This is a genomic window from Nocardioides sp. GXQ0305, from assembly GCF_050880345.1.
Classification (GTDB): Bacteria; Actinomycetota; Actinomycetes; order Propionibacteriales; family Nocardioidaceae; genus Nocardioides.
Genome location: NZ_JBNYXG010000001.1, coordinates 635,898 through 651,697, shown reverse-complemented (window position 1 = coordinate 651,697; position 15,800 = coordinate 635,898). Strand labels below are relative to the sequence as shown.

General features: G+C 70.7%; 16 protein-coding genes. 3 read left to right on the top strand and 13 right to left on the bottom strand.

Annotation, left to right across the window (positions count from 1 at the left end; genetic code table 11):
- Positions 1 to 49: 49 nt before the first annotated feature.
- The gene (locus ACQ1X7_RS03175; RefSeq protein WP_432476698.1) at positions 50 to 745 is read left to right on the top strand and encodes a TIGR02206 family membrane protein; all 696 of its coding nucleotides are present in this window, start codon (positions 50 to 52) and stop codon (positions 743 to 745) included.
- 104 nt (positions 746 to 849) lie between these two features.
- On the opposite strand, the gene ACQ1X7_RS03170 is transcribed toward ACQ1X7_RS03175, so the two are convergent.
- The 6 genes from ACQ1X7_RS03170 to ACQ1X7_RS03145 are packed head-to-tail and all read right to left on the bottom strand — an operon-like array spanning position 850 to position 8,525.
- Positions 850 to 2,712: a GH39 family glycosyl hydrolase gene (locus ACQ1X7_RS03170; RefSeq protein ID WP_432476697.1), complete on the bottom strand. Its 1,863-nt coding sequence runs from the start codon at positions 2,710 to 2,712 to the stop codon at positions 850 to 852.
- A gap of 43 nt (positions 2,713 to 2,755) precedes the next feature.
- Positions 2,756 to 4,345, bottom strand: a complete 1,590-nt coding sequence (locus tag ACQ1X7_RS03165) for a glucoamylase family protein (protein WP_432476696.1) — start codon at positions 4,343 to 4,345, stop codon at positions 2,756 to 2,758.
- Positions 4,346 to 4,379: 34 nt separating this feature from the next.
- The gene (locus ACQ1X7_RS03160) at positions 4,380 to 5,279 is read right to left on the bottom strand and encodes a carbohydrate ABC transporter permease (protein WP_432476695.1); all 900 of its coding nucleotides are present in this window, start codon (positions 5,277 to 5,279) and stop codon (positions 4,380 to 4,382) included.
- Between the two features lie 3 nt (positions 5,280 to 5,282).
- Entirely contained in the window at positions 5,283 to 6,239 is a 957-nt protein-coding gene (locus ACQ1X7_RS03155; protein WP_432476694.1) for a carbohydrate ABC transporter permease, read from the bottom strand.
- Between the two features lies 1 nt (position 6,240).
- Entirely contained in the window at positions 6,241 to 7,518 is a 1,278-nt protein-coding gene (locus tag ACQ1X7_RS03150) for a sugar ABC transporter substrate-binding protein (protein WP_432476693.1), read from the bottom strand.
- On the bottom strand, positions 7,515 to 8,525 hold the full coding sequence (locus ACQ1X7_RS03145) for a LacI family DNA-binding transcriptional regulator (RefSeq protein ID WP_432476692.1): 1,011 nt from the start codon (positions 8,523 to 8,525) through the stop codon (positions 7,515 to 7,517). The genes ACQ1X7_RS03150 and ACQ1X7_RS03145 overlap by 4 nt, the downstream gene beginning before the upstream one ends.
- Positions 8,526 to 8,602: 77 nt before the next feature.
- On the opposite strand from ACQ1X7_RS03145, the gene ACQ1X7_RS03140 reads away from it, so the two are divergent.
- A complete protein-coding gene (locus ACQ1X7_RS03140; RefSeq protein ID WP_432476691.1) occupies positions 8,603 to 9,715 on the top strand; it encodes a glycoside hydrolase family 15 protein in 1,113 nt (370 codons plus the stop codon).
- A gap of 114 nt (positions 9,716 to 9,829) precedes the next feature.
- The gene (locus ACQ1X7_RS03135; protein ID WP_432476690.1) at positions 9,830 to 10,636 is read left to right on the top strand and encodes a response regulator transcription factor; all 807 of its coding nucleotides are present in this window, start codon (positions 9,830 to 9,832) and stop codon (positions 10,634 to 10,636) included.
- Here ACQ1X7_RS03135 and ACQ1X7_RS03130 read toward each other — a convergent pair.
- The 7 genes from ACQ1X7_RS03130 to ACQ1X7_RS03100 form a co-directional block, all read right to left on the bottom strand.
- On the bottom strand, positions 10,606 to 11,430 hold the full coding sequence (locus ACQ1X7_RS03130) for a hypothetical protein (protein ID WP_432476689.1): 825 nt from the start codon (positions 11,428 to 11,430) through the stop codon (positions 10,606 to 10,608). The genes ACQ1X7_RS03135 and ACQ1X7_RS03130 overlap by 31 nt on opposite strands.
- A gap of 106 nt (positions 11,431 to 11,536) precedes the next feature.
- On the bottom strand, positions 11,537 to 12,031 hold the full coding sequence (locus ACQ1X7_RS03125; protein ID WP_432476688.1) for a DUF6318 family protein: 495 nt from the start codon (positions 12,029 to 12,031) through the stop codon (positions 11,537 to 11,539).
- 238 nt (positions 12,032 to 12,269) lie between these two features.
- Positions 12,270 to 12,893 carry an IS3 family transposase gene (locus ACQ1X7_RS03120; protein WP_432476687.1) on the bottom strand — a complete coding sequence of 208 codons (624 nt, stop codon included), beginning with the start codon at positions 12,891 to 12,893 and terminating at the stop codon, positions 12,270 to 12,272.
- A 258-nt stretch (positions 12,894 to 13,151) separates the two neighbouring features.
- Complete coding sequence (locus tag ACQ1X7_RS03115) at positions 13,152 to 13,436, bottom strand: transposase (RefSeq protein ID WP_432476686.1); 285 nt, start codon at positions 13,434 to 13,436, stop codon at positions 13,152 to 13,154.
- A gap of 50 nt (positions 13,437 to 13,486) precedes the next feature.
- On the bottom strand, positions 13,487 to 14,608 hold the full coding sequence (locus ACQ1X7_RS03110) for a DUF222 domain-containing protein (protein ID WP_432476685.1): 1,122 nt from the start codon (positions 14,606 to 14,608) through the stop codon (positions 13,487 to 13,489).
- A 119-nt stretch (positions 14,609 to 14,727) separates the two neighbouring features.
- Complete coding sequence (locus ACQ1X7_RS03105) at positions 14,728 to 15,420, bottom strand: NERD domain-containing protein (protein ID WP_432476684.1); 693 nt, start codon at positions 15,418 to 15,420, stop codon at positions 14,728 to 14,730.
- A 34-nt stretch (positions 15,421 to 15,454) separates the two neighbouring features.
- The gene (locus ACQ1X7_RS03100) at positions 15,455 to 15,637 is read right to left on the bottom strand and encodes a DUF1918 domain-containing protein (protein WP_432476683.1); all 183 of its coding nucleotides are present in this window, start codon (positions 15,635 to 15,637) and stop codon (positions 15,455 to 15,457) included.
- Positions 15,638 to 15,800: the final 163 nt, after the last annotated feature.

Sequence of the window (15,800 nt, the reverse complement as noted above, 5' to 3'; positions counted from 1 at the left end):
GAGTGCGCGTGCGCACGCGAGCGGCAGCGGGGGCGGTCATCATGGGGTCGTGCGACCGACGACCGCCGAGTTCACGCCGTACGGCGCCTCCCACGGCGTCGCCGTGCTGGTGCTGCTGGTCGGCGCGGTCGTGCTCGTCGTGGTCGGTCGTCGGCTCCGCGACCGGGACCCCGGCGACCGGCTCGGCAAGGTGCTCGCGGTCGCGGTGCTGGCGACGACGCTGCCGCTGCAGGTCCTCTACTTCACCCCGGACCTCTGGAACCCGGACAAGACGCTGCCGGTCCAGCTGTGCGACCTGGCGTCACTGGCGTCGGCGTACGCGCTGTGGACCCACCGCTGGTGGGCGGCCGGGCTCACCTACTACTGGGGCCTGTTCCTGACCACCCAGGCGATCGCCACCCCCGACCTCGCCAGCGGCTTCCCCGACCCGGTCTTCCTGCTGTTCTGGGGCATGCACATCGGCACCGTGTGGGCCGCCTGCTACCTCGCCTTCGGGCGCGGGGTGGTGCCCGACTGGCGGACCTACCGGTTCGCCGTGGCCACCACCGCCGTCTGGGCGGTGTCCGTCTTCGTCCTCAACGTCGCGCTGGGCTCGAACTACGGGTTCCTCAACCGGAAGCCCGCGGCCGCCACGGCCCTCGACCTGCTCGGTCCGTGGCCCTGGTACGTCCTCGCCGAGATCGCGATCGTGGCCGGTGTCTGGGCGCTCGCCACCTGGCCGTGGGTCAGGAGCCGTCGGGGGTGACGGTTTCCCCGCCCAGGCGGGGAAACTGGCGCCTGGCGGAGGAAGTTACCTCCGCCAAGTGACGGTTTCCCCGCTCAGGCGGGGAAACCGACAGCCCCCAGCGCTCACCGCGCCCTGAGCAGCAGCTGCGACATCGACGGCATGGGGAGCGTGGTCGTCACCGCGACGACGCCGTCGGCGTCGGCGGTCACGGCGGCCACAGGTTCCAGCTCCTCGAGCCGGTCGGCCTCGCGAAGGGTGGCCCACTGCTCGTCGCTCGGCCAGTCCTGGCCCTCCTGCCGGATCCGGCCCCACGTCGACGCGACGTTCGAGTGCTCCTCGTCGACCCGCAGGTGCGTGAGGTCGTACGTCGTGCCGGGGGCCAGCCCGCGCAGCTCCACGTGCACCTCCCGGGCGAGCGGCCCGGACCCGGCCGCCCTGGTCTGGTCGAGGGTGAGGTTCCAGACCATCACGGCGAGCTCGCCGTCGTCCCCGCGGCTGGCCACGGCCTCGACGAGCGAGCCGCCGCCGTCGCCGGTGCAGGTGAGCGCCAGGCGTCGCGACCCCAGCCGCTCCAGCATCGCCAGCGCCCACCAGCGCGGCTTGCGGAGCTCGCCGACGGTGCGCAGCCCGAACCCGCCGTGCAGCAGGGACGGCGGCCGGCCGAGCTCCTCGAAGTGGTCGGACACGACCCAGTAGGACAGCGCCTCGATCCGGCCCATCGCCGACTTCATGCCGCGCGCGAGGAAGGTGCCCGAGAAGACCGCGTCCGACACCTCGTTGAAGTGGGTCGGCGTGACGCCCCACTCGGTCCACCAGATCGGCGTGCCGGACCGGCCGTGACGCTCCAGCATCGGCCGGAAGTCCAGCGGCGGCGAGCCGTAGGTGTGGGTCGACAGGAAGTCGACGGGGGCTCCCGACCGGCCGGCGTGGGCGAGCAGCTCCTCGCACCAGCCCGCGGCCGCGGACGAGGGACCGCCGACCACCAGCCGGTCGTCGACGTCGCGCACCGCCCGCGCGGTCACGTCGTACAGGGTGAGGAACTCCTCCGGCGTCCCGGACCAGAACACCTCGAGGTTGGCCTCGTTCCAGACCTCGAACGACCACTTCTCCACGACCTCGTCGCCGTAGCGCTCGAGCAGGTGGGCCGTGAAGTCGCGCACCAGGTCGTACCACCGCTCCCAGTCCCTGGGCGGCGAGACGATGGCGCCGTACTCGAAGACGGTCCTGGTCGGGTCGCTCGCCAGGTCGTGCGGCATGAAGGAGATCTCGACGACGGGGTAGAGCCCGATCGCGCGGATGTGGTCGTAGACCCGGTCGACGCCGGCGAAGTCGTGGACCGGCGCGCCGTCGGGTCCGTCGGGCTCGCGGTAGACCGCCACGTCGTCGCAGAAGATCCCGTGGGCCCGGACGTGGGTCACGCCGAGCTCCTCGTGGGCGGCCGCGAGTGCGCTCGACAGCTCCTCGCCGATCGGGTGACCGGCCGTGGTGTCCGCCGACAGCGCGTGGCTGAGGTGCTCGCTGCCGATCATGGGTCGCCACGGCCGCGGGAGCTCGCCGACGTCGGAGCCGGTGTCGACCGACACGGTCACCGGTCCGGTCGCGGCGTCGAGGGAGGTGCACGGCACCGGGTCGCTCGACGGCCCCTCGACGCCGACGTCGGACAGCGAGGTGACGGCGTACCAGCGCTCCTCGCCCGGGGTGCCGGTGGTGTCGACGTACGGCGGGTGGGGCACGGCGAGCACGTCGCGACCGGCGTGGTCGAGCGGCTCGAACGGCCCGTCGGGCGAGGTCGCCGCGTGCACTTGGTAGCCGATGGCTCCCGGGACCGGGCTCCAGTCGAGGGTCACCTGGGCGCCGCCCGCGACCGCGGCGAGCCCACCGGGTGGCCGGAGCTCCGGGGCCTCGCCGCGAAAGGCCCCGTCGTCGGTGGAGCCGCTGCGGATGCCGATCCGGTTCTCCCAGTCGGTGCGTGCGTCGGTGGTCACGAGGTCTCCTCGGTTCGGGGGGATCGGTGGGGCTGGGTGACGGTCACCCTCGCGGAGCGGATGAGAAGACCTCCTGCTCCATCAGCGGCTTGACCTTCTCGGTAAGACCACCGGGGACGACGTAGTCGCGCATGTCGTCACCGGCGAGGGCGTTGCCGAGCGCGGCCATGACCATGCCCTGGTCGAGCGACAGGTAGCGCCGGCTGACCTGGCCGCTCTCCACGGCGACGGCGTCGTAGAACCCGCCCTTGCCGTAGGCGCGGAAGTCGTCGCGGATGTTCTCCAGGTTGCGCAGGGCGGCCCCGGGCGCGTAGCGGAGCGCCAGGAACGAGGCGTGCGGGGTGACCACGCCGTCGCCGTACTCCTCGGCGGTCGGGGCCGGCTCGCCCTCGCGGTCGCACTCCTCCCAGGGCTGGTCCCAGTCGGTCCGCTCCTGGTCGGAGGTGTAGCCGGCGCCGTCGAGGCCGAGCGCGTCGACGCCGTACTCGCGGTAGCCGCCCGCGGGGTTGTTGGACGGGCTGAAGCCCCAGTAGCCGTAGTCGGTCTCCTGCAGGCCGTGCTCGATCTGGCCCCGGACGTTGAGCGGGTGGTTGACGCCCCACGACCGGGCGCCCCAGGTCTCCTCGGGGACGAACAGCGGCACCATCAGCGCCTCGAACATCGAGCCGCCCCAGGTCGGGACGACCTTCATCCCGCGGTAGTCGAGCGCGCCCTCGTAGACCTCGACGCCCTCGTAGGTCCGCCACTCACCGGTCGGCTGCGCCTCGGTCCACGACCAGTCGCAGGTGTCACCCGGGAAGGTGCGGAAGGTGCCGAAGTAGTGCTTCTGCGGGATCTGTCCGCCGGCGATGCCGAGGTACGACGCCATCCGCGGCTCGGTGTTGAACGCGCCGTAGTGGTGGCCGGTGTACCAGACGTCCTCGCCCATGCCGCAGTAGTCACCCTTGACGCGCACCGGGTCGCCGAAGTCCTCGTCCCAGAACCCACCGCGGATCTGACCGCCCTGGCCCTCGGCCTCGTTGTAGTAGCAGCCGAAGTCCATGTCCTCGCGGATCGCGTCGGCCGCCGCGGCGACGCGGGGCTCGGCCCGGGCCGCGAGCAGCAGCCCGGTGGCGAGCCAGCCGTTGTCGACGCTGGACATGAAGGGCTGCACCTCGTTGCCGTTCTCGGGCCAGGTGCGCAGCTTCTCCAGGGTGCGCGGGTCGTACCAGTTGTAGAACTGGCCGCTCGGCTCGTGCTTCTCGAGCTTCCCGACGGTCGCGATGGTCCGCGCCATCCGGTGGCGGGCCTCGCGCGGGCCGATCAGCCCGATGTCGCGGGCGGCGACGGTGCTCCAGAGGTAGGCCCCGATGTTGGTCGGCGAGGTGAATCCGCTGCGCGTGCCGGCCCGGAGGTTGCCGGCGATGTTGTCGGCCGGCAGGCCGGTCCGCGGCACGGTCATCGCCTCGAAGGAGCGCCAGGTGTCCCGGGCGTACTTCCCGAGGACGCGCCTCTCACCGGGGTTCGAGGTGGTGTCGAGGCTCGTCGCCGGCGCTCCTCGCACCTCGGCCTCCGAGCTCGAAGCAGCGGGGACGGCGGCCAGCGCGAGCGCGCCGGCCGAGACGGCCGCCAGCAGGGTGCGTGGGATGCGCATGGTGATGTGTCCTCTCCCGAGAGGGTTGGGGGGGTTACTTGATGCCGGTCATCGCGACGCCCTGGATGATCCGGCGCTGCAGGACCAGGAAGACGACGAGGACCGGGAGCACGACGACGACCGAGCCGGCGAGCAGCAGGCCGTACTTGGTGGCGTTCTGGCCGACCGCGTGGAGCGCGAGGGCGACCGGGAGCGTGTACTTGTCCTCCGACGTGGCGATCACCAGCGGCCAGAGGAAGTTGTTCCACGAGGTGAGGAAGGTGAGCACCCCGAGCGTCGCCATCGCCGGGCCGCAGAGCGGGAGGATCACCGAGAAGAAGATCCGCAGCTCCCCCGCGCCGTCGACCCGGGCGGCCTGGATCAGCTCGTCGGGGAGCCCGAGGATGAACTGCCGCATCAGGAAGACCCCGAACGGGCCGGCCAGGAACGGCAGGATCATGCCGGGCAGCGAGTTGGCGAGCCCGATGTTGGTGGTGAGTACGAACAGCGGGATGAAGGTGACGACACCCGGCACCATCAACGTTCCCAGCACCAGGGCGAACAGGACCTTCTTGCCCGGGAAGTCCAGCTTGGCCAGCGCGTAGCCGAGCATCGAGCAGAAGACCACGTTGCCCAGCGCGACGGCCAGCGCCACGACCGCCGAGTTGGTGAAGTAGGTGGGGAAGTCCAACAGCTGGAACAGCTGCTCGTAGTTCTCGGTGGTCACCGTCTCCGGCCACCAGGTCGGCGGGACGGTCATCACCTCCCGCTCGGGCTTGAACGAGGAGATCACCATCCACACGAAGGGCAGCACGACCAGCACCAGCCCACCCGCCATCACGGCGTACAACCAGGGCGGCGTGCGGAGGTTGCCCTCGCGGGACTTCGGCGGCTTCTGCGGCCGACCGCTCGGGGCGGCCGCAGCGGTGGGGGTCGGTTCCAAGGTCTGGCTCATCGGTCAGTCCCTCTCGCGCAGCAGCCGGAACTGCACCCAGGTCAGTACGACGATGGCGATGAAGAGCAGGTACGCCGCCGCGGAGCCCACGGCGTAGTTGCCGAAGCCCCACTGGTCGTAGGTGTAGTAGGTGATCGACTTGGTGGAGTCCAGCGGGCCGCCCTCAGTCATCACGAACGCCTCCTCGAAGAACTGGAGGTAGCCGATGCTGGTGATCACGGCACCGAACAGCAGCACCGGCCGCAGCTGCGGCAGCGTGATGTAGCGGAACCGCGACCACGCCGTGGCGCCGTCGCTCTCGGCGGCCTCCAGCAGCTCGCGCGGAACGCCCTGGAGGGCAGCGAGGAAGATCACCATGAGCGTGCCGAAGTTGCGCCAGACCGCCATGACGACCAGCGTCGGCAGGGCCGTGGTGGTCGAGTCGAGCCAGCCCGGGCCGTCGACACCGAACCATCCGATCACGGTGTTGAGCAGTCCGCCGTCGTCACGCAGCAGGAACTTCCAGACCACCGAGACGGCGACGATGCTGGTCACGACCGGGAGGTAGAAGGCGACCCGGAAGAAGCCCTTGGCGCGGGTGAGGTGGTTCAGCCCCACCGCGACCGCCAGCGCCACCGCCATGGTCAGCGGCACCCCCAGCAGGAGGTAGAGGAGGGTGTTGACGGTGACCTTGCGGAAGATCGGGTCGGCGAGCAGGTCCGCGTAGTTCTGGAGGCCGACGAACTCCACGGCGAGCGGCGAGCGGATGTCGGTGCTGCGCATGTCGGTGAAGCTCATGCCGAGGCTGGCGAGCACCGGCCCGGCGGTGAACACCAGGAACAGGGCGACGAACGGCAGCGCCAGGACCCACGCCGCGATCGCCTGCTGGCGTCGAGCCGGGTTGACGTGCCGCGATGGTGTCCCCCGTCCCGGCGACGGCTTCGGGACCGTCGCCGGGACAGGGGTGGTGCGGGTGCTCATCTCAGAGTCCGGTGCCGATCGACGAGGCCTCCGACTGCATCTGCTTCACGGCCTCGTCCGCGGGGAGGTCGCCCTTCGAGGCCTGCTCGGTGATGGTGTCGATTGCGGCCGCGACCTGCTCCCAGGTCGGGACGGCCGGCGGCGACACAGCGGTCTCGAGCTGGGTGCCGAAGACCTGGAGCTGCTCGTCCTCGGCGAGCTCGCCGGTCTCCCAGGCGGACTGCACGGCCGGGAGGTCGCCCACCTCGTCGTAGAACGCCTGCTGGGTCTCGGGCTCGCTCAGCCACTGCACGTACTTCCACGCGCTGTCGGCGTTGTCGGAGTCCTTGAACACCACGAGGTCGCCGCCGCCGACGAAGGAGCTGCCGGGAGCACCGTCGGGGCCGGGCATGGGAGCAACGGCGTACTGGTCGGGCGTGACGCCCTGGTCCTCCACCAGCCCGGTGTGCCACGGGCCGGAGACGAACGATCCGTAGGTGCCCTTGGCGAAGCCGGTCTCGAGCTCACCCGGGTCGAGCAGCCGGCTGGGGCTCAGCTCCTCCTTGAAGTACGACGTGTAGTACTCGAGGGCCTCGGCCATCTCGGGGCTGTCGATCGTGTACTCGGTGCCGTCCTCGTTGGTGAGGCTCGCGTCGTTGGACCAGGCGAACGGCATCATCGTCTGCCAGGAGCCGGTCTGGCCGGGCTGCAGGCTGAGGCCGTACTCGGCGTCGCCCTTGCTCTCCATGTCCTGCGCAAAGGTCTTCAGCTCGTCCCAGGTCTGGGGCGCCTCGTCCCAGCCGGCCTTCTCGGCCAGGTCGGTGCGGTAGTAGAGCACCCGGGTCTCGACGTACCACGGGACGCCGTACGACGTGCCGCCCACCTCCGTGGACTCCCAGGCACCGGGGAAGAAGTCGCCCTCCTCGACCAGCCCCTCCGGGGTCGGCATCAGCCCGCCGGCCTCGGCGAACTCGCCCATCCACGTGGTGCCGACCAGGCTGACGTCCGGGGTCTCGCCGCTGGCGATCGCGCCGGCGAGCTTGTCGTGGGCGGAGTCCCACGGCACCGCGGTGACCTTGACCGTCACGTCCGGGTTGGCCTCCTCGAAGGCCGCGCTGAAGTCCTGGAGCACCTCACCCTCGGTGCCCATCGCCCAGACCTCGAGGGTGCCGGTGGCCTCGCCGCCTGAGATCTCCTCGCTCTGGGCCTCGGCTCCTGCGCCGCCCTCCTCCCGGCCGCAGGCCGTCAGGGCCAGGCTCGCTGCGGCCAGCAGCGCGATGGAGGTGGTGGTCCTTCTCATGGTGCAACCTTTCGGGGGTGGGTGGTGGTGCGGACGACGAGCTCCGTCGGGAGGACCTCGTGTCGGGGGTGGGTGCGGCTGCCCGTGATCAGCTCGTCGAGCAGTCGCGCCGCCGTGGCACCGAGCTCGCGCATCGGCTGGCGGACGGTGGTGAGGCCGGCGTACCGCGCGGCCATGACGTCGTCCCAGCCGGTCACGCAGACCCGGCCGGGCACGTCGACGTCGGCGCGCCGGAGCTCGGCGAGCAGGCCGAGGGCGAGCTCGTCGTTGGCGCAGACGTAGGCGTCGGGGAGCTCGCCGCTGCGGACCGCCTCGGCGGCGACCCGCTGGCCCACCTCCTCGGTGAGCGCGTCGACGGGGATCAGCTCCACCTCGGCATCGCTGCTGCTCTCGCGGACGGCGTCCTGGACGCCGCGCCAGCGCTCCTGGACGTCGGGCGAGACGTCGGGGTCACCGACGAAGGCGATCCGGCGGCAGCCCTGCCCGAGCAGGTGCTCGGCGAGCTCGACGGCGGCCCCGCGGTTCTCGGCGCTGACCGAGTCGATGCCGACGGAGTCGGTGTCGATCGGGGGCCGGGCGACCAGGACGACGCGGGCGCCGTCGGCGGCCAGCTCCTCGACGACCTGGTCCGGCACCGTGCGCTGCAGGACGACCAGTCCGTCGCAGCGGCCGGCCATCTCGCGCACCGCGACCTCGGGGTGCTCCCGACCGTGTGTCGCCAGGATCAGCACCGAGCGGCGCAGCTCGGCGGCGACCGCCTCGTAGCCGAGGACGACCTCGGCGTAGTAGGGGCCGGAGAGGTCGGGGAACACGATCCCGTTGGCGGCGTAGCGGCGCTCGGCGAGCTGGCGCCCGAGCTGGCTGGGCGTGTAGCGCAGCTCCGCGGCGGCAGCCATCACGCGGTCCCGGGTGTCGGGCCGGACGTCACCGGAGGCGCGCATCACGCGCGAGACGGTCGCGATGGAGACGCCCGCGTGGCGGGCGACGTCGCGGATCGTGCTCGGCACCGGGGCTCCTGTCCCTCTGTCGAAAACTGCCTGTAACCGGTTTCTGAAAACGGTTACAAGGGTTTAACGTGGCGGACGTGCGCACTGCTGTCAACCCCCTCACCCGCCTCCCGGAACGCTGGGAGCCCCTGGCCCGGCGATCGGTCGACCTGCTCCGCGAGCACCAGGACGCGCGCGGCGCCTGGCCCGCCTCGCCCGCGTTCGCCCCGTACGGATACTCGTGGTTCCGCGACGGCTCGTTCATCGCCGAGGGCGCGTCCGCGGCCGGGCTGCAGGCGGAGGCCGACGCCTTCCACGCGTGGTGCGCGGCCGTCCTGGAGCGGGAACGACCCGCCGTGGACCGGGTGCTGGCGATGCTCGAGGCCAGCGAGCGTCCCGACGACGCCGACTACCTGCCCGCCCGCTACCGGCTCGACGGCACCCGCCAGGTCGACGACTGGTGGAACTTCCAGGTCGACGGCTACGGCACCTGGCTGTGGGCGCTCGAGCGGCACCTCGCCCGGACCGGCGCGAGCGCCCATGTGTACGCCGCGGCGATCGAGACCGCCGTGCGCTACCTCGTCGCCACCGGCCTCGCCACCTGCCGCGACTGGTGGGAGGAGAACCGGGACCACACCCACGTCGCGACCCTCGCCGGCGTCGCCGCCGGTCTGTTCGCCGCCGTCCGGCTCACACCACTGCCGCGCGACCTGACGCTCTCCGCCGTCGAGGTGGCGGACCGTGCCGTCGACCTGATCCGCACCCGCGGCACCCGCGACGGCCACCTGGTCAAGTGGCTCGACGGCGCCGACGTCGACGCCTCCCTCGTCTCGGTCGCGGCGCTGTACGACGTGCTGCCGCTCGACGACCCACTGGTGACGGCGACGGTCTCCGAGGTGGAGGAGCGGCTGGTCGACGGCGGGGTGCACCGCTACGAGGCCGACACCTTCTACGGCGGTGGACAATGGCCGGTGCTCGCCTCGCTGCTCGCGATCCACTGGTCGCGATCGGGCGCACCGCAGCGCGCGGCCGAGCTGCTCGACTGGGTCGCGACGAGCGCCGACCACCACCTGCTGCTGCCGGAGCAGCTGCCGCCGCTCCTCGCGCCCGACGTGCTCGACGAGTGGCTGGAGCGGTGGGGTCCGCCGGCCCACCCGCTCCTGTGGTCGCACGGCATGTTCCTGGCCGCCGCCTGCACCACCGTCGGCTGACAATCGGGTGGTCGACTCGGCGTACCGCGCGTAACCTCGAAGGGCCGGGCGGCAACCCGGGTCAGGGGGCTCTCCCGGTGGTCGGCGTACGCCGACGGAACGGGGGTCACGTTCATGACATCGCTGGAGTGTCGCTTCACGCCGTGGCTCGACGTGGTGACCGAGCTGGTCCGCCGCCCGAGCCCGGAGTTCCCGCACCGCCTGCTGATGCGGCTGTTCGCGGAGTCGTTCGACGAGTCGGTGGGCTGGAACGCGTTCGGCCCGGGCGAACGCTACGAGCTCGAGATCCTCGACGCTCCGCCGGGTTTCCCGGACGCCGAGCTGGTCGGTCACTGGATCAGTCATGCCCATGAGCACCCGCTGTTCCGCTACCACCTGCTGACCGGGGCCCGGACCGCCATGACGACCTCACGGGTGCCGGACGACATGGTGACACGGTCGGGACGGCAGGCGGTGATCGAGTACCTGCGGCCGTACGGGCGGGACGAGCAGCTCGCGATCCCGTGCGGCACGGGGCACGGAAGGCTGCAGGCCTTCGTGATCTCACGCACCGGCGCCGACTTCTCCGACGAGGCCCTGCTGCTGGCCAGGCGACTGCAGCCGCTGCTGGCCCTCCTCGCCCGGCAGTCCGAGGTGCTGCACCTGAGCGGCGCTGCCGTCACCTGCGACCTGGGCCTCACCGGCCGCGAGCTGGCGATCCTCGCCCTGCTCGACCGCGGGCTGACGGCGAGCGCGATCGGGCACCGGCTCTCGATCTCGCCGCGCACGGTGCACACGCACCTGCGCAACATCTACCGCAAGCTCGGCGTCGCCGACCGGCTGATGGCGTCCCGCGTCGCCCACGAGGCAGGACTGCTCCCCTCCGTCCCGCCGTCCGTCGAGCTCCTCCCTCAGCCGCGGTCGGAGGCCCCCACGAGGTGAGGGGACGCCGACCGCACTCGCAGCGGTGTCGCCTCTCCCTCGATCGTCACGGTCCCCGGCACGTCCTGCCAGCCGCCGTTCCCGACCCGGTAGCGCGCCGACCAGGTCGTGTCGACGCTCGTGCTCAGCCGCGCCGTGTCGTCGTAGACGTGGGTGATGTACCCCGAACCCCCGCGCGTCCACCTCGCCCCCGGCCAGTCGGTCGTCTGCTCCGTGCTGTCACCGTGGGTCCACCGGTACGACGACGGCCTGATGTCGAGCTCCACGCTGCGCCCCAGCAGGGTCACGGTCTCGGTGAATCGCTCCGCCTCCGTCGAGAAGATCGTCTCCAGCCCCACCAGCGTCTGGCCCCCCGGCGGCTGCACCACGACCTCCGACTCCGGCAACGGCACGCGCTCGAACGCGCGCAGCACGAGCGCCGGCGTGATGCGAGGTGTCGTTCGAGTTGGAAGGGTGGCCGACTCGGACGCTGGGATATAGCACCCAGAGCCGGCGGCGAGACTTCTGCCCCCTGGGTAGTGCGCTGTCGTGTAGTAGACGAACCCTCGATCACCGACTCCGCATCGCATCAGCGTGGTATCGCAACCGTAGGCATCAACCCTCAAGTTGCCGTCGGTATCTCCGCAGGCCAGTCGCTCGGTGTAGTGGACTTGAATCGCGTCACCCTCCGAGGGGCCCGACGCCGGGTCAACGACAGGTTCGTCGACCGAACCCGCCGTCGAGCTGGTGTCGCTAACTCCGAACCAATTGCCTCCGGCGTGGCCGCTGGGATCGGCCCACGCGGGCGCGGACATCAAGGCGACGAGAAGCGATGCAGCAAGAACACGAATCATCAGAGGACGTCCAACGTTTGCATGACCCATTGGTCGTTCGTCCACCGAACGTCAGCCGAGAAGGTCCTTACCCCGCCACCGTCAAATCGCTCGACGTTCCCGTTGCCGGAAACCACCTTCTGCGCTGTCCGATTGACGCGCATAGGTATCTCAACGGAGGACCCCACCTCGCCTGGTGGAGATCCCACGTCAACGACTTCCAGCCGCTGGTCTCGAGATGACCACCATCGGCGTACAGCGCATCCAGTTGCCCGATGTACCCCTGGCAACTCTTGCAGGCCTCCGCGCTCAGAGCCTTTAGCGCACTTGTCTCACCAGTGGCCTGAGCCTCGTTGAAGACGTCAATCCAGTGCCGCGCGAATGCCACCGCACCAGCCTTGGACTTCTCCTCCCACGGCTGGGGGTCGGCCGCGGCCGAGGTGGACTCGGAGGCCGAAGGCGACTCGGAGGGTTCCTCGAACCTGGGCTCGGGGTCGTCGGTGCAGCCGGCGAGCGCCGTCACGGCGATCACCACACCAGCGGCGAGGATCCCCCGCATCACACCTCCCGAGAACAGCTCCAACCTAGACAGACTCCGCGCGGACTCGCCAGAGGCGACCGGACACCTGTGGACAACCGAGGTCGACCTACGTCCGCCGGTGGAACCGCACGTCGCCGTTGCCCAGCCGGGTCAGGTCGTATCGGCGGTCGTGCGCCCGGTGATGGTGGTAGCCGCACAGCAACAGGCCGTCGTCGACGCTCGTCGGACCGTTCGCCTGCGCCCACGGCACCACGTGGTGGGCCTTGGACTTGCCCCGGTTTCACGGACAGGTACTTGATTGTGCTGCGTAGTCCTTGGGTGATCGATAGCCCAGGGATGAGTGCAGCCGGTGGTTGTTGTACTGCCAGATGTAGTTGAACATGCGTGCTCGTGCTTCGGAACGGGTGAAGGGATTGCCCTTGGGGTAGATCTCTTCGTTCTTGAACGAGGCGAACCACGACTCGATCACCGCGTTGTCGTAGCAGCTCTTGCGCTCGCCGATCGATACCTGGAGTCGGGCTGATCGTGCGGTGTTCAGCCAGTCCCAGGCGGTGAATTGGTAGCCCCGGTCGGAGTGGATCACACAGCCCGCAGCGGGGCGCCGTGTCTTGACGGCGTCGTTGAGCGCGATCAGGACCGTGCCTGGGGTGTCCCGGGCCGCGGTGGCCCAGCTGATGACCTCGCGGTTGTAGGCATCGATCACCACGGCCGCCCAGAGCCATCCTTGCCCGGTCCGGACCTGGGTGAGGTCGGTGAACCACAGCCGGTTGGGGACCGGCACGGTGAACCGACGGCGGACCAGGTCGACCACTTCCGGGCGACGTCTGGGTGGTGCCGCCCGGGCTCGTGACTTGATCCGGCATCTGGCGGCCGCGATCCCGTGCAGGCGCATCAGCCGAGCCACCCGGTGATCTGCCGACCGTGAAGTCGCGCCGCAGCAGTTCCTGGTGGACCCTGGGTGACCCGTAGTAGCTGAAGCTGGCGTGGATCCGCTGGATCTCCTCGATCAACTCCCGGTCCCGCTGGGTTCGTGGCGAGGGATGCTCCAGCACGTGGAGCCAGGCGTAGTAGCCAGACCGGGACACGCCCAGCACCCGGCACAACACGCTGATCTTCGCCTCGGGATCGGCAGCCTTCTCCGCACGGATGTAGGCGTAGACGTCTACTGGTCCGCGCGACGTGCGAAGAAGGCCAGCGCTTTTCCCAAGATGTCGAGCTCCTCGCGCGTACGCGCCAGCTCCTTCTCCAGCCGCCGGATCTTGTCCTGGTCGGACTCCGCCGGCGCTCCTCGAGCAGGCCGCGCGGCCTCACGCCGCTCTGCTGCCCTCACCCAGTTCGAGATCGACGTGGCAGCAAGATTGAACTCCCGCGCCAAGTCGCTGAAGCTCCGACCCTGGCGATGAAGCTCGACGATCTGGTCCTTGAACTCCTGCGAATACTCGCCCATCGAGACACCTCTCCCGTGGCCCCAACGCCACTGTGACGGTGTCCGCTCAATCAGGGGAAGTCCACCTCGCACCAGGCGGCCGGGATGTCGCAGCCGGTGGCTCGGCACTCGCGATCGCGCACCGCCATCGCCGTCCGCATGGCCGGCGTGTGGAACCGCTTGGCGCGACCGACGTCGAGCGGCTGCGAGGCACCGCCGAGCACCATCGGCAGGATGCCAGCGTTGCAGGCCAGCCGCCGCGCCTCACCCACGCTGAGCGCGTGGCCGCTCGCCAGTCGAGCAGCGCCGAGGTCAGCGCAGAGCCGGTCGTGGTCGATGGTGACCACGAGCGACGCCGCCGATCCGCCCTGCCTCGGCAGGTCCTGCGTCGGCAGCCGTTCGAGGAGGCTGCAGAAGGCCTGGGCCAGCAGGCGGGGATACGGGATTCGCTCGCCGGTGTCGGGGTCGCGACGATCGGCGCCCTCCAGATGATCCCGGCGAGGTGAGGCGTAGGCGTGCAGCTGCGTCGAGAGCAGGTCGGCGTGGAGGATCGGGAGGTCCGCGGTGATCCGGACCAGGCCGTCACCGAGCGCGCGGCGCACGACGCGCATCCGCCGGTGGGCCCGTCGCTCCGCAGCCTCCAGCGCCCGGCGTTCGTGCTCGTCAGCCACCTCGGGAGCGACGACGTCGAGGACCCGCCGCCCCAGGGTCCTGAGCTCCCGCGGCCCGAACTCGGCAGCCCTCGCCACCAGGTGGCGCTCCGCCTCCGCCCGCACGCTCGACTCGACGTCGGAGGGCAGCTCGTCGAGCGCCGCGGCGATGGACTCGGCCTGGGCGCGGGACACGTCTCCATCGAGCAGCGCCTCGCGCAGCGCGGAGTAGCGGCCCTCTAGTGACGCGGCGAGCCGCTCGAGCCGGCGCCCCTCGGGGCGCTCCAGCCCCGCCCCGACCGCCAGCCAGGCGCCGGTGCTGCGGGCCGCGTCCGCCTCGGCCACGTCTCCTGCCGCGGCGAGCACCGCCATTCGCAGCCCCTCGAGTCGCGCGATCTGGCGCGACAGGCCGAGCAGGACGTCACGCTTGGCGGCCGTGGAGAGGAAGTGCGGCTGGCTCCCGGACGCGGCATCGATGGCTGCGCCCACCGCGGCGGCACACCGCTCCAGCGGGTGCTCGAGGGGAACGGCTGCCTGGCTCACACCGGAAACGCTAGGCGCGCCGAGGTCCAGGATCGAGCACGTGTTCGAGCCCTGTGGATCTTGCCGCTCGAAGCCAGCCTGTGCGCGAAAAGTGGCTCACGGAACGCCTACCAGCGCACCTACTTCTGCTCGCGCTGCCCCCGCTGCTTCCGCTCCTGGTCACCCTTCTGCTTCGGCGACGGCGTCGAGTGGGTGTCGGCATCGACCACCACGTTGGCGACGAAACCGCTGACGAGCTCGGCCGCCTTCGAGAACGTGCCGGTGGCGACACCGGCGATCAGCACCACGCCGACGAGCAGGCCCACCAGCGATCGCCGCGACGAGCCACTGTGGACCGTCCGCCGGGTGGAACCGCGGCGCCGACGAGGGAGCGCCTCGAACGACGCTTCCGACCGGAGCTTCTCCGTCAGCTCCAGCGACACGGCCGCGACCTGATCCGGCGCCAGCACGGCGGGCGCGGACCAGAGGACGTCGAGCAGGGACGCGCTCGAGCAGACCACGACGCCTTGGGCGTCCTCGCGACGCGGCTCGTCGTCGACGAGGCACAGCACGCCGTGGGTGGCGACGCGCGGATGGAGCTGCATCACGGCAACCGTGGCCCGAGCGACGCCGTCCAGCGCCTCGTGGCGGGAGTAGCCGTTCTGGCGCAGCCGCCCGTCCCGCACCTCGATGCGTCCAGACCAGTTCTTCGCGTCGACCACGAAGACACCGCCGGGCCCGACGACCACGTGGTCGATGTTCGCACGCTGCCGGCCCGGCCACGGCACGTCGTGCAGCACCGTCCACCCGGACGTCCTCAGCCCGTCGACCACCCGCCATCGACCTCATCGTCGACGACCAGACCGGTCAGCCCTGGCTGATGTGCGCGTCGGGGCCGGGATAGCTCAGCCCCTCGTGGCCGTCGCTCCAGCGCACGAGGTACGGCGGTTCGCCGTCCGGTCCTCTCACCTCGATGATCTCGCCCTCGCGTCGCGGCGAGCCGACCTTGTTGCTCTCCACCACGAGCCGGTCACCCACTGTCGCCTGCATCGGTCCTCACCTCCCGTCAGGACCACGATGCTCCTGCACGCGGGGCGGGGCAAGACCGAACAGGGGCGAAGAAGCATTGACCTGAGGACCGGTTGGTAGGAAACTCACGGCGCATGAAGGTTCGCCGTAACTGATCTACGGCGACTCACACACTCTGCTGGAG

Bases quoted from the DNA above. Each gene is read 5' to 3' on its own strand.
- ACQ1X7_RS03165 (WP_432476696.1), bottom strand. From the start codon at position 4,345: ATGCGCATCCCACGCACCCTGCTGGCGGCCGTCTCGGCCGGCGCGCTC.
- ACQ1X7_RS03160 (WP_432476695.1), bottom strand. From the start codon at position 5,279: ATGAGCCAGACCTTGGAACCGACCCCCACCGCTGCGGCCGCCCCGAGC.
- ACQ1X7_RS03155 (WP_432476694.1), bottom strand. From the start codon at position 6,239: ATGAGCACCCGCACCACCCCTGTCCCGGCGACGGTCCCGAAGCCGTCG.
- ACQ1X7_RS03150 (WP_432476693.1), bottom strand. From the start codon at position 7,518: ATGAGAAGGACCACCACCTCCATCGCGCTGCTGGCCGCAGCGAGCCTG.
- ACQ1X7_RS03135 (WP_432476690.1), top strand. From the start codon at position 9,830: ATGACATCGCTGGAGTGTCGCTTCACGCCGTGGCTCGACGTGGTGACC.
- ACQ1X7_RS03130 (WP_432476689.1), bottom strand. From the start codon at position 11,430: ATGTCCGCGCCCGCGTGGGCCGATCCCAGCGGCCACGCCGGAGGCAAT.
- ACQ1X7_RS03115 (WP_432476686.1), bottom strand. From the start codon at position 13,436: ATGGGCGAGTATTCGCAGGAGTTCAAGGACCAGATCGTCGAGCTTCAT.
- ACQ1X7_RS03100 (WP_432476683.1), bottom strand. From the start codon at position 15,637: ATGCAGGCGACAGTGGGTGACCGGCTCGTGGTGGAGAGCAACAAGGTC.